Below are 19,253 nucleotides of genomic sequence, written 5' to 3'. Positions count from 1 at the left end.
CTTTTTTAGAGAGGAGAATCAGAATGAAAAATCGTTCTCTTGTTATTAACGAAATGCGTTCTGCTTGGAGGTCAGAATTTGTTTACACGGATTAAAAATCTGTTTGAGATAAAAGGATATCGTTTGTTCATCATTTGCATTCTGCTGGTCGGTATAGGTATTTCAATTACGCAACCTTATTTATCCTTGTATGCTACGGAAGTTTTGGGAATGAGCATGGGAACCTTTGGCGTTTTTATGGCAGTAAGTTCATTAGGTGGAGTACTGGTCAACTCGCTTATTGCCAAACGGTCAGATCGCGGTTTGGATCGAAAATGGTTAATTATTTTGGCAATGCTATCGTCTGCGTTGGGATACGCTTCATATTTGGTGTTTGATCAGTTCATTATTCTGTTGGTTGTCATTACTTTTTTTAGTGGATTAGGCGCACCTGCGATGCCGCAAATCTACGCCTATGCACAGGAATCGTCAGTAGCAAGTCAAAACAATGATAAAACGTTCGCGATGTCTATATTACGTTCACTTGTGTCCTTAGGCTTCCTGATTGGACCACTTGTCGGTACAGTCATATTGGGTGTACTTGGATATAAGGGTCTCTTTCTGGTCACGTCCGCTATCTATATTACCATCGCATGTCTTGTTTTCTTTTTTTTACAAAGACGAAAATCGGTCCAACAAAATAAGGATAAAGTAAAAAGCGCACACACTTCATCGCTGAAAAACAAAAAAATCATGCTGCCGTTTATCGCCTTTATCTTCCTGTTTGCTGTAAATGCGATGAATACCATCAACACACCGTTGTTTATTGTTCATGAGCTTCAGGGTACACCGATGGAAGTTGGATTGGTCGTTAGTATCTCTGCTTGTTTGGAGATCCCCATTATGCTTGTATTAGGTTCCTTGGGCAAGAAGATATCAAACCACACTTTGTTGATCATCGGTTGTTTTGTGGGGCTTTTTTATTACGCCATCTTAAGTCTATCCACCCATTCCTGGCAGCTTATCGCGGCGCAGCTCCTGCAGGCAATATATGTAGCCATTGTGATGGGGAACGGACTAAGCTATTTCACGGATTTGTTGCCTCATTCACCGGGACAGTCCACGACCCTCTATTACAATGGCTCTATTATTGGTCGTCTTGTGGGAAATATGGGCGGCGGTATTCTTGCCCAAATCATCGGATTTCGTCATGTGTACTGGATGTGTATCGCGATCATGGTTTTCTCTGTGTTGATCCTATGGGCGACAAGGGTTCATTCAAAAGTCAAACCAACAGCAGGACACTCCGTGTAGTTCTTATTGCTACATTTCCATTTTCAAAAGAAAGAGGCTGGCAGGTATTCACTCAGGTGAATCTTGTTTAGGTTTCTTTTCCATCTGCGATGGCCTTCTCGGCCGTCGCATAAACCAACCGGTTACGAACCAGGGAGGGCAGGAATTTTAGATAAAAAAAGCTGACGGCGATCGTGCAGAATGCCAGTGTGTAATGAAGCCAGGTGACCGATAACCAGACTGGAAAGGCGAGAGCGATACCTCCCAAAGCCAGTGAGTGCCCAAGCATCATGATCGGCTCGATCAATGAATTGACTCGCCCCATATTTTGCGGGGGAACAAGCTCCGGCATCCAACTGCCCAGCGCAATGTTAATGGGGGCTATGGCGATTCCCGCCAACAGGATGAGAAAAAGATAGACTTCGATCCGCACGGTTATTCCAAGTCCTCCGATGAGCAGGCTGGAAATGAACAACCCGGATATTAGAATCGGAGTTCTGGTGAAGCGGCGGATGAAGTGAGGAGCGATGATGCTGCCAATCAGAAAGCCGATCCCCAGAAAGACAGTAATGAGCGAAGAATGAACGACGTAATTGTCGGGGCTTAGCTTGTATTTCATGGTGAAGATGGGGAGTACAGAGAAGACACCGTTTACAATACCGAAAAACAGAAATCCACTAATCAGTACGAGAAGCAATCGATTCTCGGCAATATACCGAAGGCCATGCCAGAAATCCTTAAAAAGAAGTGATAGCCGTAGTTCCCGAATAGAGGTTCTTCCGTTGGGGATACGGGCACGTTCGGGGAAATCTCCCCAGGCTAACAGAAGACCAGAGATCAGGAAACTGACACAATCGATGATAAAGGCACCTTTAATGCCGATAAAATGATAGGCTGCTGCGCCCAAGCTCATACCAAAGAGCATAAACATCCCCATGATCATCTGATTGAGGCCAGAAGCCTGAACATATTGGTCCTGATCAATGCTGCCTTGCAGCAATCCCATTTCTGCTGGGCCAAAAAATTTGGATATCGAACTGCGTAAAAAGAGCATTAAAAAGCAGAAGAACAGCATGTCATAATGAACAAATAATAGCAGCAGCAGGGTAAGTGCTGCCCTGATCCAGTCACTGTAGGCCGCAATATGCTTGCGGTCGAATCGGTCAGCGATGACACCGACGATCCAGAACACAGCCAAAGTAGGCAATGAGTACATCAGCTCAGCCATCGTAGCGAGTGACGGGCGCTCACTGTACCTGTCTACCAAATAAAAGGCGAATGCCATATTTCCAATCACGGTTCCTAGCTGTGACGCAAAAGCCGCAATGAACAGCTTACAGAACGTTGGATTACGAAAAAGCGACTTCATTCCTTTTCCCCCTAATCTTACGTTTCTTTGATAGATACTGGATGGAGCAGACTCTTCAAATAAAGCATCAGTGCCTCATATTGCATCCGAGTGTTCGCTTTTTCAGGACCAATTGTGATGTAGTGGGTCATAATTCCCTCCTGAAAGGAAGCTGTGAGTCTCGAGATATCCATGATGTCCATGACAGGTGAGAACTCTTCACGTTCCACACCGATCCGAAGCAGCTCCGCAAACTGTGCGATTCCCTTTTCATATCGTTCAAGAAGTAGCTTGTGGCGTGGCTCATCGCGCCACCCGACCAGAAAGTACTCATAGAACGCAGGCATCAATCCTCCGTGGGGAGAACGATGGAGCTCATGCAACTGCTGGGAGTAAATCGTAGTCACCATTTCCCATATGGAGGAAGAGGACTCCATTAACTGATTGATATACAGTTCATAATCTGCATCCTGATAATCCAGTAATGCTTCGAAAATATCCTCTTTGGTCTGATAATACAAGTAAATCCAGCCTCGGCTCATTCCAGTTTCCTGAATGATATCCTTTAACGTCGCTGCACCATAACCCTTTTCGGTAAACACCCGCTTGGCTGCTTCAAGTATTTGCAGATTTCTCCGTTCTTTTTGAGTATCTGTTAGTCTGGGTGACATTTCACCACTTCCTTCCCGTTTTATCAAAATGAACCTCGTGTCATTTTAATAATAATGACACAAGGTTCATTTTGCAATAGAAAAAAATAATCAACGCAAGAAAAATTCTTCAAGTGCGTTGATTATTTTTATATCACTCATCCAAATTGAAATTCTTCAACGAATAAGTAGTCATTTGCATGTTTTTGGTGTAGTCAATTTGAAAGATACAGGAATATATCACGTTTAATACGTAATCAAAGGCAATTTGTGATGAAAACGTACCGATCTTTGCATGTTTTGTTTCGTCATTCGGCACCTGGATACAGATCGTACTCATCTTGGCCAACTCACTTTGATGATTAGCGGTAATCGTAATAAATGGAATTTTTTCACGCGAGAAATGTTGGGCTGCCTTTAGGAAAATGGGCGATTTTTCATGATAGGTCAAAAAAATGGCGCAATCCTGTGGGGTAAGATTTATGGTGTGATAGGCCCATTCAGATAGCTCTGTTGTGATCACGACGTATTTATTGATTTTAATCAATTTATTCTGAAAGCTCTTCGCGCGGATTTGAGAATCCCCCAACGCATAGATGAATATTCGTTTAGCCTGATCGAGCAAATGGGCTGCTTCTGTTAGAGAGGCTTCATCCATAAAAGCAAAGTTTTTCTCAATCGTTTCTTTCATTAGTTCAGCAATATCTTTTGCCACTTGGAGCGAAGATTCACCTAGAGCGAAGGGGTAATTGGGATCGATATTGGAGATGTTCTGAGCATCCTGCTGAAACTCTCGAGCTAGCTTAATGCTGAACTCCTTAAACCCCGAAAGTCCAAGCTTATGAGTTAGGCGGTTGATGGCAGAATGTGAGGTGTATGTAGCTTTGGCAAGCTCTTGAATATTCAAGTGAAGCATTAGCTCCTTATGAGTCAGAATATAAGAAGCGATGCTTTTTTCATTTGGTGTAAAGTGGTTCATATCAGCTAATTGGGTCAAAATTTTCAACAGGTTCACCCCGGATTCATTGAAATAACGTTGATGTAGAGCGTCCAGTAAACATTTTGTTTAAAAAGAGGGCATCAGAAATACGAATTATTGGTCTAATGTACCGTAATTTCTTCAAAGCTCCTCCGGAGGATTTTCTTCTTCTATAATAAATGAAAAAGAGCCTAAGGGGGAATTCATATGTTAACCATCGGTTACATTGGCAATGGCAAAAGTACAAATCGTTATCATCTTCCTTTTTCATTGAATCGGGATCATTTGAAAGTAAAAACGATATATGCCCGTCATCCGGAAAAAACAGAATGGGAGAAATCTCCTGGAGTTCTGTATACAGATGATCTTGCAGCTTTAATGAATGACGATGACATTCAGTTGGTCGTGGTCTGTACACATACCGAATCCCATTATGAGTATGCAAAGATGGCACTCGATCACGGAAAACATGTACTTGTTGAAAAACCTTTTATGTTGACCAAAGAAGAAGCCGAATCCATTTTCCAGTACGCCAAAGAAAAAAATCTATTGATTCAATGTTATCAGAACCGACGATATGATTCGGATTTTCTGACGACCAAGAAAGTGATTGAGTCAGGAAAGCTTGGCGATTTGCTGGAAGTGGAGATGCATTACGATTATTATCGACCAGAGATCCCGAATGCTACCACCCATTTTTCCAAATACAAAAGTTATTTATACGGGCACGGTGTTCACACCATTGATCAAGTATTATCCTATTTCGGGCAACCGGACAAGATACATTACGATGTTCGTCAATTGCTGGGTCCTGGCAGAATGAATGATTATTTCGATCTGGACTTTTATTACGCTTCGCTGAAAGTATCAGTCAAATCTAGCTTTTTCCGCTTAAAGCCCCGCCCGAGTTTTGTAGTATACGGCAAAAAGGGAGTATTCGTAAAACAAACTGAGGATCGTCAAGAGGAACATCTGAAGTTATTTTACCTTCCCAAAGGACATCCCGATTTTGGTAAGGATTTGCCTCAGCACTATGGCGTACTGACGTATCTGGATGACGCAGGAATATACCATGAAGAAAAAGTGATCTCTGAACAAGGCGATTATGCAAGAGTGTATGACGATATCTATGAAGCCATCAACCATGGCAAAGAAAAAGTGATTCAAGACCAAGAAACGATCGCGGTTATGGAAATATTGGAAAAAGGTATGGAGGAGTGTAACTAATATGAAACTCGGAATTGTCGGAGCTGGAATGATTGTAAGGGATCTATTAAGCTTTATTCATGAAATTCCTGCGATTACGTTGGAGGCCATCTGTTCCAGACCTGGTCATCAGGATAAATTGCTAACTCTGCAAGAACAGTATGGTATTGCACAAATATATTCGAAGTACAGCGATATGATTGCAAATGATGATGTGGATACGATCTATATCGGACTTCCAAATCATCTTCATTATGCATATGCCAAAGAAGCGTTACTGGGCGGCAAACATGTTATCTGTGAGAAGCCGTTCACTTCCAACCTGCAAGAATTTCTTGAACTTAAAGAGATTGCCCAGCAAAAACAGCTGGTCTTGGTCGAAGCCATCACAAACCAATATTTGAAGAACTATTTGTCCATGAAGGAGAATCTGCCCAAACTGGGTGACATCAAAATCGTGGAGTGTAACTATTCCCAATATTCATCCCGCTATGCGGCTTTTCAGGCTGGAGAAGTGCTGCCAGCATTTAATCCGGAAATGTCTGGTGGAGCCTTGATGGATATTAATTTGTATAATATTCATCTAGTTGTAGGACTTTTCGGGAGCCCGAAGAAGGTGGAATACTGGGCCAACATGGAACGCGGGATTGACACTTCAGGTATGTTGCTTTTGGACTACGGTGAGTTCAAGTGTGTTTGCATAGGCTCCAAAGACAGCACAGCCCCCAATGCAATGAACATCCAGGGTAATAAAGGATATATCCATATGACGAGCTCGGCCAACAAATGTGAATCCTTTGATCTTGCGCTTCATAAGGAAACGCCGATTCGGGTAGATGATAAGGATCATCCTCATCGCATGTATGACGAGTTTGTTGAATTCGAGCGTATGATTTGTGAACAAGATTTGGAGAAAGTCACAGTTATGCTTGAGCATAGCGAGAAGGTAATGGATGTTATTGAACAAGCCAAACAATCCGCAAATCTTGTATTTGGACCTGATCGATAATATATTCTGAAATTCCAGTATGATTGTATCTTTTTGTGCATTTCCCAAGATGACTGTGTTAAAATGCGGTGAAAGATATAAAAATTCATTTGTCAGTGAACCAATAACAGTCTTCTTGGGGAGTATTTAATGATAACGATTAAAGACGTAGCAAAGTTAGCGGGTGTCGCGAGTTCAACCGTATCCTATGTACTCAATGGCAAAAAACATGTAAGTGAGCAGACAAGACAGAAAGTACTTGCAGCATCAAGTGAGCTTAATTACATCAAGCATGGAGCCGCATCCGAATTAAAGCGAAAAAACACACAAACGATTGGTGTTATTGTTCATGATATGTCCGTTCCCTATTTTTCCGACTTGGTGAGTGGGATTGAATCCAGCGCCATAAGTCAGGGATATGACCTGATCGTATGCAGTTCTTTAGGCGGAGAGCGATCGACAGCCGCACGCTTTATCAGGGAGAGAAGGCTGGACGGCGTGATTGTAATCGCTGAAAATATTGAAGATGAGTTGTTGTTGCAGGCTGCCGAAACGGGATTTCCTATTATTGTGATGGACCGGGAACTCCATAGTGAGCATATTGTAAATGTTCTGATGGATGATGAGCAGGGTGGTTATATGGCAACTCGCTTCCTGCTGGATAAAGGTCACCGCGCAATAGCCTATATTAGTGGGCCTTTAAGTTCGGATTGTAATCTGATGCGGTATCAGGGTTATCTGAGAGCTATGCATGAAGCTGGGGTGGAAGAGAATGAGAATTGGAGACTTGGCGGCCAATTTCTGAAAACAGGTGGCTACAAAGCAGCCAAGTTGCTAATGGAGGGAAAGCTTCCAACGGCAGTCTTTTTTGCGAATGATGAAATGGCCATTGGAGGCTTAGAGGCTTTTAAAGAACATCAGGTCTCCATACCCGAAGATCTATCCATTATTGGATTTGATAACATTCATGTATCCGAATACTTAAATCCACCTCTTACTACTTTTCGACAACCCAAAACAGATGCAGGCTCCTTTGCTGGACATGTACTCATTCAAATGTTAAAAGGAGAAGCTGTTGAGTCTACTTATAGGATCAATATACAGTGTGTCGAACGTGACTCTGTTTCGCAGATGATCCTTTCTGAACGATGAGTGCACATACATTTTCAATGAACACCCCTACAGCCCTAATCACGGGCTGTTTTTCTTTTCATAAGAAATTATCCTCTTAGATCTTCTGAGACTGTAAAAAAGGTATATCGTCTCATTTAAATGGGAATCATCCCAAAAGCATTGATTTCCGTTTCCTGTTATTCTATTATTAAAAGCTAAAAAGGCGGGACTATTCATGTCCATGAGAAACGGAAAGATAATCAAAGCACCACAAGAGCTGGAACGTGCACCAGATAAGCAAGGAAGCTTAAAGCAGAATGGATTATCCGTCATTCAATTCTGTTTGCATACACAGGGGACAACAGGTTCCTATTTTCTTAAAGATCACATGTTGTTGTTCGTTATATCGGGTGTGTATACGGTTCGATTCAAGGATCAGGAGTACACTGTGCGCAGTAATGAAATGGTGTTTCTTCACAAATCGATTCGTATTGATTACATAAAGTCGGGTGAACCCGGCTCTGAATTTATGCTGGATTATATGATGTTTTTCCTGAATGAAAGTATGCTCGAGGAGTTTGTTCAGTTTTCTGGCTTCAAACCGATAAGTAGCGTGAATGAAATCACTCCGGTGTCCATTATTCAGATCAATGAACTCACTCGCTCTTATATTGCGTCATTGAAACCCTATTTCGAAAATCCAGACAAGGTACAAGATGGACTGATCCGGCTTAAATTCATGGAACTTCTGTTTCATCTGGCGCAAGCCAATGAACAATTCTTACACCAACTACTGCAACCGAATCATAATCAAAACAGTAACTTCGGCAAAATAATGGAGGAGAATATCACGAATCCCATCTCCATAAGCGATTTGGCTTATTTGTCCGGCAGAAGCCTGTCTACCTTCAAGAGGGATTTTCAGACGCTATACCACACTTCACCCTTGAAGTGGATTCGTAATCAGAGGCTGGATAAAGCCAAGAAACTGTTGGCCGAGACGTCTCTGTCCGTCACCGACGTCTGTTTCTCAACAGGTTTCGAAAACGTTGCCCATTTTTCCAAAGTGTTTAAGTTACAGTTCGGGCTTCCGCCCTCGGAGTTTAGACAGCAATGCAAACGAAATTCGAGACAAATGAGCTAAATAAACAAATCCAATGAGCTTAGCAGCAAAGAAATGCATCTATTTTCTTGTTATTCTTGACACATGCGTTACAACGTTGTCTCAACCTAAATGTCTGAGGAGGATTAACCAATGGAATATGTGAAATTAGGAAATACAGGCATGGATGTATCTCGACTTTGTCTTGGCTGCATGGGATTTGGTGAACCGGGACGAGGGTTTCATCAATGGGTGTTGGATGAAGAGAAAAGTCGTCCCGTCATTCAGAAAGCCTTGGAGTTAGGCATTAATTTCTTTGATACAGCAAATGTATATGCTGGTGGAACCAGTGAGGAGATTCTGGGTCGGGCTCTCAAGGACTACGCTAATCGAGATGAAATTGTCCTTGCGACAAAAGTGTTTTCCCGCATGCATGATGGTCCCAATGGCGCTGGACTTTCTCGAAAGGCAATTATGAGTGAGATCGACAAGAGCCTCAAGAGGCTGGGAACGGACTATGTGGATCTGTATCAAATTCACCGCTGGGACAACCATACCCCTATTGAAGAGACCATGGAAGCATTACATGATGTGGTGAAGGCAGGGAAGGCAAGATATATTGGTGCTTCTGCCATGTCAGCATGGCAATTTCAAAAGGCTTTATATGTCGCTGAGAGAAATGGATGGACCCGCTTTGTATCGATGCAGAACCACTATAACCTGATCTACCGTGAAGAGGAAAGAGAAATGATGCCTCTTTGTCAGGAAGAGAAAATCGGTGTGATTCCTTACAGTCCACTTGCTTCTGGCCGGTTGACCAGAGATTGGCAGGAAACAACACAACGTTCCGAAACGGATCAGGTTCAAAAAGCTAAATACGATGCGACAGCCAGCACCGATCAATTGGTAGTAGAGCGGGTTGCAGAAATCGCAGAAAAACGCGGCGTTCCCCGGGTACAAATCGCTCTTGCCTGGTTGCTGCACAAGAATCCGGTTACAGCTCCGATTATTGGCGCTACGAAGACATCCCATCTCGAAAATGCAGCTGAAGCTATATCGATTGCGTTAACATCAGAAGAAATGGCTTGTCTGGAAGAGCCGTATGTGCCTCATCCGGTATATGGACTTAATGTTGGATTTAAGTAATGTAAGAAGAAGAACCAATCCGGAAAGCGGATTGGTTTTTTTGAGCAGAACAACAGAGAAAACAGACTAATTCTTTCTTTGTTGTTGTTTGATCTCATTACTCGAATTCCGAAAATCCTTAGGCGTTTGGTTTTGATGTTTTTTGAAAGACTGAATGAAGTTATTTACATGGTTAAAACCAACCCTATGAGCTATTTCAGTTACTGTATAATCGGTTGAAATTAATAACTCCATGCTCTTTTTGATCCGGTACTTAATTAAGTAATCATACGGTGTCATATGAATGGTCTTCTTAAAACTCCGGGTGCACTCCGAGATGCTCAGATGTGCTGTATCAGCAATTTCTTGCAGTGTGATATTCGTTGAATACTGTTGATGGATAAAGCTGAGCATGAGTTGAAGCCGCTCTTGCTGAAGCTTTACATATTTGGGCGCCTCCTCGGAGGGGAGCGTAATATTATGAATCAAAATTAACCATAATTGTACGGTTTTGATCGAAACCTCATATTCCCAACCCCACTTTTTTGTCATATCAAATCTCTTTTTCATATCCCATAACATATCTAGCACAATCTGTTGCCATTCTACATCGCCCTTGATTACCAGCGACACCAAGGAAGAGTCTGTATAAGGTAAAACATAATTTTTCTCCATGGCACTATCTGCGTAGAAGGCTAACAGCTTTTCAGGGAAATTAAAACTCACATATTGACCGTTGTGGGTGAGATGCGTTGTAACATGCAGGACTCCCTTATTAATTAGGATAGCTTGACCCGCCAGTAATTCATGATCAATACCGTTTACCTGTATAACCAACCTTCCTTGAGTTACCAATGTAATCTGTAGTTCTTCATGCCAATGCAAGTCATTAAATCCTCTACCTTCAGGAATAATTTTCTCGGAATTAGCTGTGTACATAATGTATGGGAACGAAGCATCAGGGAAAAGAATCGTCTCGTGAAGCTGCTTTGACATTTAAATGTGTCCTTTCGAATGATGATATTTATATATAATATAGCGATATTATTACACAATTAAAACATTAACGATGATATTATTATATCCAATCTTTGTTTTATCACTATAATCCTGTGCACAGAATTTGGATAGAACATGTTGAAGGAGTAAGTATGAAAATGAATAAATTGTTGTATCCACCTCATCCGTACCTGTTGCTTTTTATCAGCATTTTGTCCATCTCAATATCTTCCATATTGATAAAGTCCTCAGACACGCCAACCTCTGTAGCTGGGATGTACAGATTGTTCATAACCGTAATACTAATGCTTCCTTTTGTACCTTGGAAAAGTCTTCGAAACCTTAAGATGAGCAAAAAAGATTGGAGTGTTGTGTTGTTAGCGGGGCTCTTTCTCGGGTTGCATTTCTTATTCTGGATGGAGTCATTGGTGCATACCTCTGTTGCAAGTTCCATGGTCATTTTATCGTTGCAGCCCTTATTTGTAATGTTGGGGTCATACTTCATCTTCAAGGAACAAGCAAACATGGTTACGATTCTGTGTTTGGCCACTGCTCTTGCAGGATCAGTCATTATCGCATGGGGTGACATCGGAGTATCAAGAGAGGCACTGATCGGAGATGGATTATCTTTATTGGGTACCATCGCGGTTTCGGCATATATGCTTGCTGGACAAAAAGTCAGTCACAAAATCGATGCAAATGTGTACAGCGTTATTGTTTTCTTCCTTGCGGGGAGTGTCTTGCTTATCTACAGTCTATTCAATCATATCTCCCTGACCGGATATAACACTTCAGATTGGATGTATTTCTTGTTGCTTGCCATAATCCCAACCATTTTTGGACAATTTCTTATTAATTTATTATTGAAATCTTTAGGAGCAACAACGGTTTCTGTAGGCATTATTGGAGAGCCTGTTCTTGCGATCATACTCGCTTTTGTATTTCTGGGAGAAACCATCTCTCTGTTTCAGTTCATAGGCGGAATGATGACTGTAATCGGCATGGGGGTGTATTTTTGGGCAAAATCCTGGCGATACACCGTTTCTGAAGTTCGAACTTGACGTGAATTTATACAACTAAAACGATAAGACAAGTAGAAGGGGAGAAAATATATATGGCTACTATTGATGATTTTTTGAAACTGGATATTCGTATCGGAACCGTCACAAAAGCTGAGTTTTTTGCAGAAGCGAAAGTACCTGCGATCAAACTTGAAATTGATTTTGGAGAAGAAATTGGAATAAAAAGGTCTAGTGCACAAATTACCAAAAGATATGCAGCCGAGGAACTGATCGGGAAACAAGTCATAGGGGTAGTCAACTTTCCACCGCGCCGGATAGCCGGATTTAAATCAGAAGTATTGGTTCTGGGAGGAATACCCGAAAAAGGGGATGTCGTTCTGTTAAAAGCTGATATTGAGCTGCCTGACGGAACACCGATTGGATAATAGATCATATTGTCATATTGGCGTAACAGACAACGGGTAAGATGGCTATCGAGGTGATTGAATTTGAAGAAAATATCAACCAAATCGAGTTGGCCTATCGGAAAAAATGTGTTACTCTCGGCGGTCATTTTGATTGCACTAGCTGGATGCAGGATTATTCGGAGTGGTATGCCAAAGTGGAACATACCGCAGCTGATCTGAATTCACTCTATGACACGATAACCAAAGAGATCAGGACAGTAGACCAGACAACCCCCATCATTGTGGATTCGGGGCTCTACGCAACACCTTGGGCCTTTACGTATTTGAAGCCGATTGATGATCCTAACGTGCTGTATGCTTTTCATATGTATGAGCCTTATGAGATGACAAGCCAGAACAAGAAAAAAGGATTTACGTATTCTTATCCGGGGAGCGTAAAGGTAGGAGACGATGAGACGGAAAAAGAGTTTAACCGTCAAGCTCTGAAACAATTTGTCGAGCCTGTCGCCGAGTGGGCTTCTGATCATAACATACCTGCGAACCGGATTATAGTTTCCGAATTCGGAACGAACCGAATGGTTCAAGGTGCAGATCGCTACATTGCGGATCTGATATCTTTCTTTAATGAATACGGATGGCATTGGGCTTTCTATGCATTTCGTGAAGATACATGGGATGGGATGGACTATGAATTAGGCAGTGAGAAGCCAAACTGGAAGTATTGGGATGCCATTGAAAAAGAAGAGCAGCCTGCACATGGTTTGGCAGACAATCCGATTTGGAATGAGATAAAAGCAAGTCTGACGAATTGAAAAAGAGAAGAGAAGGATCACCAATGCATTCTCACTTGTTCTACTAAAGCTAGAATGCAGAACAGCCTCCGAAAAATTATTCGGGGGCTGTTCTCAATTTTAAGTTCATTCTGATGATGAATTCTGGAATAACTAGCAGCAAAGCAATAGAGCCATAAATACTTATAGTGTAGCTTGTAACATAAGCCAACCCGAATCCCAGATGAAAAAGGGATGTGATGAGGTGAATCAACATGTTCGTGAAGCAAAAGGCATAACTTCGAATCATCCAGTTCCGGTGTTGAACCATTCGCTTCTGTTTAATCTGAATGAGAGCGGTAATCGTAATGAATAGCCAGATGATATTAAGCGCATTGAAACCGATACTGCTTATTTTCCCTCCAGTAGCGTAAGGGGCCATATAACCGGAAGTCAGTACAACAAGCGCTACGGACACAATGTAAACATAACCGTTTATACGGTGGAACCTGCGGCTCTTTTCAAAAATTCGATTAGAGAAGTTGAGCAATCCAGACGCCATGGCCAAACATGCAAACGCAACATGAACGTACATGACATTCAGCCAGATCGGAAGATGAAGCTCGCGCTTCGAACCGGTCTTATGGCTTAAAAAGCTTGAAGCTTCTGGGTCTATCCAATAGTTCTTCACTAGTGCATACACAACAAATAAAATACTGACGCAGGCTAGCCATCCGTATAACGCTCCTTGTTTCTTCATATCAAACTACAACCCCCGAAACTCTTTTTTGTGCACATAGCTAACCAGGCTAGTTTATTCGTTTTCCTGTTAATTTGGAAGCAGGAAGAAGGCCAGCCTTAGCGATTCCATTCATTTGATCTCCATCCACGGCAACTTCGAATTTCAGATTCAAACGCATAGGTTTGGTAATTGACAGGCTCCAGGTCAACTTGTTGTCGCAGAGTACAGGGTTCAAAAATGGGATTGTTTCGTTACCTTGTGTTGCTGTGCCCTGGATCACATCGGAAATTGTCTTTATGTAGAGTTTGACCTCCAGTTTACCGACAGGTGTAGCGATTGTTGCGTCCCAATTCCCATCAAAGACGGTTGTCTGAGTTTTCTCATTAAGCGATATGCCAGAGGTCACTACCGTTTGATTCATTACAATGTTCGGTTCGTTGTCCGTCAACGACTTGTGAGTGCTGGGTGCAATGCCTTTTGCTCTCCAAACGGTTCCTCTTCGCTCATACTCAAACAACTGCTCTATCTCGTGTGCGATACGTGGCCCTAGTTCACGTTCGACCAGATACAACGCAACATCAAGCCCCGAGGTTACACCGCCGCCAGTAACCAGATTACCATCATCCACTACGCGTGCCGGGACAGGAATTGCCCCAGCCGCACCAAGTAAATCCATACCCAAACGATGTGTTACAGCAGATCTTCCTTCCAGGAGTCCTCCCATAGCTAACAAGAGGGAACCACCGCAGACTGTAGCGACTAAGATGTCTTTGTGTTCGAGAGCTGTCTTGATCATTGTAGTCAATTCCGTATTCATGGCTTTACCAAGAATGGCAGGAATCGAGTCTGGAGCATCTCCTTCAACATTACCGGCTGCACCAGGCACAAGGATGATACCCCCACGTTCCGGGTCAAGAGTGTTGTTCGCTTCAATTGTCAAACCATTCATACCACTAGTCACTGGTCTTGGACCTTCAGCCGTGACCATCTCTACTCTTACGGCGTTGTCGGTATGCATGGAAGCGGCGCAAAATACTTCGTAAGGTGCAACGGCATCCAATAGGTCGAAGCCATCAAATAACACGATTTGAACAGTTAACATTTCATCCAACCCCTTATCTTTATTTCGTCAAAAGATTCTTCAGCATGTGATATCTTCACGTCAATTTAGCCTTTAGCCATTCGACTGGACGAATTAGAATATAAGTCGTCCGTACTCACAGTTAGAATCGTAACAAACGAATATCTCAAAGGAAGTCCTAGAAAGGTCACAAAACTATAAACAAATCATCACAGAATTTAGTCTCGACTTGGTACAGGAAGAAAAAATGATAAACTAGATGGCAGAGGTGGGATAAGCATGAGTATGTATCATACGATACTTGTTGTAGATGATGATCAGAGCATCGTCGAGCTATTAATGGACTTTCTAGAGAATGACCAATTTCACGTAAAGACTGCTTGTGATACGGAACAAGCTTGGGCAATACTGCAACAGCATTCCATTGATTGCATTGTACTGGACATTATGATGCCGGGACAAAACGGATTTGAGCTATGCCGTCGAATTCGAGGGGACAGCAATGTTCCAATCCTTTTCTTGAGTGCTCGCAGTGATGATGTGGACAAGATCCGTGGCCTTACGCTCGGAGGAGATGATTATATCGTCAAAACGGCTTCGCCTGGAGAAATTGTTGCCAGAGTGAAAGCCGTTTTGCGGCGCACCATTTCCAGGCAACCCATGGAAGGGAAGATCTTGGATTATGGACGCATCCAGTTAAATCTGACTGCAAGAGAAGTCCTGGTCGAAGGGGGAAAAGTCGAGCTTACACCTAAAGAATATGAGTTGTTGCGATTATTTGCGGAGCACCCGAGGCAGGTTTTCTCCTACGAACAACTGCTTGCAAAGTTTTGGGAAGGTGTAGGCGACAGGCATACCATTCGGGTTCATCTTAGCCGGCTTCGCGAAAAAATTGAATCCGATCCAAACCATCCACAATTCCTCATCAACGTGTGGGGAGTAGGATACCGTTTTGAGGGAGTGTAACATGAGAAAACTCCGTATTCGTACATTTACTATGCTTTGTTTATTCTTCTTGCTTACATTGCCTTGGATCTTTTTTGTCACGGCTCACTTTATGGACACTCAGTCGTTTAGCATCTCTACAAGCCAACAGCAAAATGAAACGCTGCAAAGAAATCTCAGTGAGATGATCCACATGATTGAAATTGGTACGGATAAATGGACGGATACCGGTTGGCAAAACGAACTTCATACCGAGTTGAGCAAAGCAAAGATGGATGTGGAGATTGAGTCTGCGTCCAATTCGGAAATATATCGTTCCAGCCCGAAGCGTCACAGTCGATTCTCGTCGACTGAACAGTTCTCTGTCATAAAGGATGGGGAATTGCTGGGGAGGGTTGTTCTTTATCTGCCTAAATCCAACGGAGGTCCAATGATTGCTGCATTTTTCGGACTGCTGCTTTCTTTCTTTGTGGTTGGAGTTGAAATGAGAAGATTCCTCCTTAAACCTCTTGAGAAAATGAGCGAGGCGGCCAGACAAATTGCAGCAGGACATTGGGAAGTCCAATTACCTAAATCCAGAATCACGGAAATTGCCGAAGTCCGTGATGGATTCGAAGTTATGGTGAAGGGGCTTGAACAATCCCACCGTAAACAAGTGGAGCTTGAGGAAGAACGCAGATTTGTCACCGCAGCCGTTGCACATGATTTACGCACACCGTTGTTTGCCTTGCGGGGGTATTTGGATGGATTGGAACAAGGAATAGCTCAGTCACCGGAGAAAGTCACCCGATATATTGCCGTATGCAAAGAGAAATCGGCTCAATTGGATCGATTGGTTGAGGACCTCTTCACTTTTACAAAAATGGAGTACTTGGAAAGTGAACTTAACACGAGAACGCTAGATTTAACACAGATCCTCCGAAGGTCGATAGAGAGTGTGAGTCCACAAGCTGAGCAGAAACATATTTCTATCTTAAACCAATTAACTGACGGTTGTTTTATTAACGGAGATTCGTATGTATTGGAGCGTGCGATGAACAATATATTGGAGAATGCTGTTAGATATACGCCATCAGGTGGCGCAATAACAGTCCAATGCTGTAAAGACGGCAATAAAATCAGGTTTACTATCCGTGATACCGGACCTGGCTTCTCTTTCGAAGAATTAGAGCGCGTTTTCGAACCTCTGTATCGTGGGGAAACGTCTCGAAGTCGTGCAACTGGAGGCAGTGGATTAGGATTAACGATCTCACAACGAATGATGAAGCAACATGGAGGCGAACTTATGGTAAGTAACCACCCTGACGGTGGAGCAGTTCTGGCAGGATGTTTACCGCTAACTGACCCGAATTAAAAAGATTGGTACACTCCTTGTCTCCTGAGATCTTGGTTGGTTATTTAACACGTATTACGATGGATTTTTGACTTCAGACTGGAAGAGAGGCAACCCTTATCCCAGCTTCCAGTCTGGATATCTCGAGATTATGCTTGATTTGTTAACGTGTTAGATATAATATGTTCATATGTTTAAACTCTTAAACGTAATGGAGTGATTTAAATGCAAGCTATGGTAATTGAGAAATACGGGAAGAATGTTCCCTTGATACAGAAAGAAATGCCTATTCCTCAAATCGGAGATCATGATGTATTGGTGGAAATTCATGCAGCAAGCTTAAATCCGATTGATTTTAAAATAAAAGAGGGCAAGGTAAAGCTCCTGTTGAATTATAAGATGCCACTGATCCTTGGAAATGATTTTTCCGGTGTTGTGTTCAAGGTGGGTAAACAGGTGAACGCTTATAAACCTGGAGATGAGGTATATGGCAGACCCCGTAAGGACCGAATTGGAACTTTGGCGGAATACATTGCTGTCCATGAAGAAGACATCTCGCTGAAGCCCCAAAACTTAAACTTTGAAGAAGCAGCATCCATACCACTGGTAGGACTTACGACATATCAAGCCTTTTACGATATTTTGAACCTTCAGAAAGGCCAAAAAATATTAATTCACGCAGGATCAGGAGGGGTGGGCACGTTCGCCATTCAGTTGGCCAAATTAATGGGAGCTTATGTTGCCACTACTGCCAGCGATAAAGGTTACGAATTGGTCCAATCCCTTGGTGCGGATCGTATCATCAATTATCGTAAAGAAAATTTTGAAGAAATACTGTCGGGATATGATGCGGTGTATGACACACTAGGAGGCAAGGTACTGGAAAAATCCTTTCAAGTACTTAAGCCGAATGGAAAAATAGTTTCCATTTCCGGCTTGCCGAACGCGAGATTCGGGCGAGAAGCCAACTTGGGCTGGTTAAAGACAACACTGTTATCGATTGTGAGCCATAAGATTACAACTCTTGAGAAGAAAAACCAAGCAAGATATCATTTTCTTTTTATGAAACCAAGCGGGGTGCAATTAGAGCGAATAAAGGGTTACTTGGAGGAAGGTCTCATTAAACCGGTTATTGATAAGGTTTATGATTTCAAGGATGCCGGGCAAGCGTTTCAGTATCTTGAAGGTGGAAGTGCGAAAGGAAAGGTTATCGTTAAAATGAAGTAAGAGTTCAATGGAGATGCATACCGTTCTTGTCCGAATTGAGGGCAAGAACGGATACTATATAATTCTCATTCTCTTTATTTTATCGGTATCCAGATTTGAGGCGGCTTGTGAGGTCCTGGATATACTTCAAGTTCAGGTATACCCGCATGCTCGTAAGGGTTGGAAGGGAACCATTCAGAAATAATCTGCTTCCATAAACGCTGCATACTTTCTGGCATCGGACCTTCAACTTCAAAGACACTCCATTTAGAAGCTGGAATTGTGAAGGATGATAACCCTTCAGGCTCTTCACCATCATAAGCCGTAGCAATCCAATATTCCATCTGCTTCTCTTGGATTTCGTTCTGATCCACACAGACGCCTAGCAATCCTTGAATTACACCATTATTCAATTCAAATAAACGATCTTCTGTACCACTCGTATACGCATCCTGCCACATCTTGGCTATGCCTCGTAAGTTTTCCCCATCGATATAAGAGAAAGCCTGCTTAATTCCTACTAATGTAAACGCAGTTTGTTCAACAATTCTGTGATTCATTGGTTCTGCTCCTTTTAGACTTAATTGAATAACCAAACGATTATACGATTTGACAGAAGTACTGTTCTTACGCGCCTCACTGGGAGCAATTCCGTGCTGCCTCCGAAAAGCTTTGGAGAAAGATTCAGGAGTGTCATATCCATACTTGAGCGCCAGATCAATGATTTTGTAATCACTCTGTATCAGTTCGTTTGCTGCCAAGGTTAACCGTCTTCGTCTGATATATTCGGCTACCGTAACATCAGTTAATAAAGCAAATGTACGTTGAAAATGAAAGGGAGAAATATGAGCTTGAGCTGCAATTTGCTCCATAGTCATATTTTCGAGTAAATGTTCTTCCATATAAGCTATAGCTAGCTGTAATGATTCGATCCAGTTCATACGGTTAACCACTCCTTGATTCCT

Annotated in this window: 19 protein-coding genes; 12 read left to right on the top strand and 7 right to left on the bottom strand. The window is 42.5% G+C overall.

Going from position 1 to position 19,253, the window contains the following annotated elements:
• Positions 1 to 78: 78 nt before the first annotated feature.
• Positions 79 to 1,293, top strand: a complete 1,215-nt coding sequence (locus G3352_RS04735; RefSeq protein ID WP_163754362.1) for a sugar efflux transporter — start codon at positions 79 to 81, stop codon at positions 1,291 to 1,293.
• A gap of 67 nt (positions 1,294 to 1,360) precedes the next feature.
• On the opposite strand, the gene G3352_RS04730 is transcribed toward G3352_RS04735, so the two are convergent.
• The 3 genes from G3352_RS04730 to G3352_RS04720 all read right to left on the bottom strand — a co-directional run bounded on the left by G3352_RS04730 (position 1,361) and on the right by G3352_RS04720 (position 4,276).
• Complete coding sequence (locus G3352_RS04730; RefSeq protein WP_163754359.1) at positions 1,361 to 2,641, bottom strand: MFS transporter; 1,281 nt, start codon at positions 2,639 to 2,641, stop codon at positions 1,361 to 1,363.
• 17 nt (positions 2,642 to 2,658) lie between these two features.
• Entirely contained in the window at positions 2,659 to 3,291 is a 633-nt protein-coding gene (locus G3352_RS04725) for a TetR/AcrR family transcriptional regulator (RefSeq protein WP_163754357.1), read from the bottom strand.
• Positions 3,292 to 3,424: 133 nt separating this feature from the next.
• A complete protein-coding gene (locus G3352_RS04720; protein ID WP_163754354.1) occupies positions 3,425 to 4,276 on the bottom strand; it encodes a MurR/RpiR family transcriptional regulator in 852 nt (283 codons plus the stop codon).
• A gap of 180 nt (positions 4,277 to 4,456) precedes the next feature.
• On the opposite strand from G3352_RS04720, the gene G3352_RS04715 reads away from it, so the two are divergent.
• From G3352_RS04715 to G3352_RS04695, 5 genes are all read left to right on the top strand, one after another.
• On the top strand, positions 4,457 to 5,476 hold the full coding sequence (locus G3352_RS04715; RefSeq protein ID WP_163754351.1) for a Gfo/Idh/MocA family oxidoreductase: 1,020 nt from the start codon (positions 4,457 to 4,459) through the stop codon (positions 5,474 to 5,476).
• 1 nt (position 5,477) lies between these two features.
• Positions 5,478 to 6,464 carry a Gfo/Idh/MocA family protein gene (locus G3352_RS04710; protein ID WP_163754346.1) on the top strand — a complete coding sequence of 329 codons (987 nt, stop codon included), beginning with the start codon at positions 5,478 to 5,480 and terminating at the stop codon, positions 6,462 to 6,464.
• A 129-nt stretch (positions 6,465 to 6,593) separates the two neighbouring features.
• Complete coding sequence (locus tag G3352_RS04705; protein ID WP_163754343.1) at positions 6,594 to 7,595, top strand: LacI family DNA-binding transcriptional regulator; 1,002 nt, start codon at positions 6,594 to 6,596, stop codon at positions 7,593 to 7,595.
• 196 nt (positions 7,596 to 7,791) lie between these two features.
• On the top strand, positions 7,792 to 8,700 hold the full coding sequence (locus tag G3352_RS04700; protein WP_163754339.1) for a helix-turn-helix domain-containing protein: 909 nt from the start codon (positions 7,792 to 7,794) through the stop codon (positions 8,698 to 8,700).
• Between the two features lie 111 nt (positions 8,701 to 8,811).
• Entirely contained in the window at positions 8,812 to 9,804 is a 993-nt protein-coding gene (locus G3352_RS04695; protein WP_163754336.1) for an aldo/keto reductase, read from the top strand.
• Between the two features lie 66 nt (positions 9,805 to 9,870).
• Here the strand turns inward: G3352_RS04695 and G3352_RS04690 are convergent, their stop codons facing one another.
• Positions 9,871 to 10,779, bottom strand: a complete 909-nt coding sequence (locus G3352_RS04690; protein WP_163754333.1) for an AraC family transcriptional regulator — start codon at positions 10,777 to 10,779, stop codon at positions 9,871 to 9,873.
• 155 nt (positions 10,780 to 10,934) lie between these two features.
• Between G3352_RS04690 and G3352_RS04685 the strand changes: the two genes are divergently transcribed.
• Genes G3352_RS04685 through G3352_RS04675 form a run of 3 tightly spaced genes read left to right on the top strand, consistent with a single transcriptional unit; the run spans position 10,935 to position 13,023 of the window.
• Positions 10,935 to 11,843 (top strand): EamA family transporter, encoded by a 909-nt coding sequence (locus G3352_RS04685; RefSeq protein ID WP_163754330.1) that lies wholly within the window; start codon positions 10,935 to 10,937, stop codon positions 11,841 to 11,843.
• Between the two features lie 53 nt (positions 11,844 to 11,896).
• Entirely contained in the window at positions 11,897 to 12,229 is a 333-nt protein-coding gene (gene csaA / locus G3352_RS04680) for a chaperone CsaA (protein ID WP_163754326.1), read from the top strand.
• Positions 12,230 to 12,270: 41 nt separating this feature from the next.
• Entirely contained in the window at positions 12,271 to 13,023 is a 753-nt protein-coding gene (locus G3352_RS04675) for a glycoside hydrolase family 5 protein (RefSeq protein WP_163754323.1), read from the top strand.
• A 76-nt stretch (positions 13,024 to 13,099) separates the two neighbouring features.
• Here the strand turns inward: G3352_RS04675 and G3352_RS04670 are convergent, their stop codons facing one another.
• Positions 13,100 to 13,741 (bottom strand): DUF2306 domain-containing protein, encoded by a 642-nt coding sequence (locus tag G3352_RS04670; protein WP_163754320.1) that lies wholly within the window; start codon positions 13,739 to 13,741, stop codon positions 13,100 to 13,102.
• A 49-nt stretch (positions 13,742 to 13,790) separates the two neighbouring features.
• Entirely contained in the window at positions 13,791 to 14,825 is a 1,035-nt protein-coding gene (locus G3352_RS04665) for a DJ-1/PfpI family protein (RefSeq protein ID WP_163754317.1), read from the bottom strand.
• A gap of 258 nt (positions 14,826 to 15,083) precedes the next feature.
• On the opposite strand from G3352_RS04665, the gene G3352_RS04660 reads away from it, so the two are divergent.
• The 3 genes from G3352_RS04660 to G3352_RS04650 all read left to right on the top strand — a co-directional run bounded on the left by G3352_RS04660 (position 15,084) and on the right by G3352_RS04650 (position 18,309).
• Positions 15,084 to 15,770, top strand: a complete 687-nt coding sequence (locus G3352_RS04660) for a response regulator transcription factor (protein ID WP_163754314.1) — start codon at positions 15,084 to 15,086, stop codon at positions 15,768 to 15,770.
• A 1-nt stretch (position 15,771) separates the two neighbouring features.
• Positions 15,772 to 17,103 carry a sensor histidine kinase gene (locus G3352_RS04655; protein ID WP_163754311.1) on the top strand — a complete coding sequence of 444 codons (1,332 nt, stop codon included), beginning with the start codon at positions 15,772 to 15,774 and terminating at the stop codon, positions 17,101 to 17,103.
• 204 nt (positions 17,104 to 17,307) lie between these two features.
• On the top strand, positions 17,308 to 18,309 hold the full coding sequence (locus tag G3352_RS04650; protein ID WP_163754308.1) for an NADP-dependent oxidoreductase: 1,002 nt from the start codon (positions 17,308 to 17,310) through the stop codon (positions 18,307 to 18,309).
• 74 nt (positions 18,310 to 18,383) lie between these two features.
• Here the strand turns inward: G3352_RS04650 and G3352_RS04645 are convergent, their stop codons facing one another.
• Positions 18,384 to 19,229: an AraC family transcriptional regulator gene (locus G3352_RS04645; protein WP_163754292.1), complete on the bottom strand. Its 846-nt coding sequence runs from the start codon at positions 19,227 to 19,229 to the stop codon at positions 18,384 to 18,386.
• Positions 19,230 to 19,253 lie beyond the last annotated feature (24 nt).

The organism is Paenibacillus sp. ALJ109b (assembly GCF_010747435.1).
GTDB lineage: Bacteria > Bacillota > Bacilli > Paenibacillales > Paenibacillaceae > Paenibacillus > Paenibacillus taichungensis.
The sequence above is the reverse complement of the archived record's forward strand: the minus strand, read 5'-3'. Positions and strand labels throughout refer to the sequence as shown.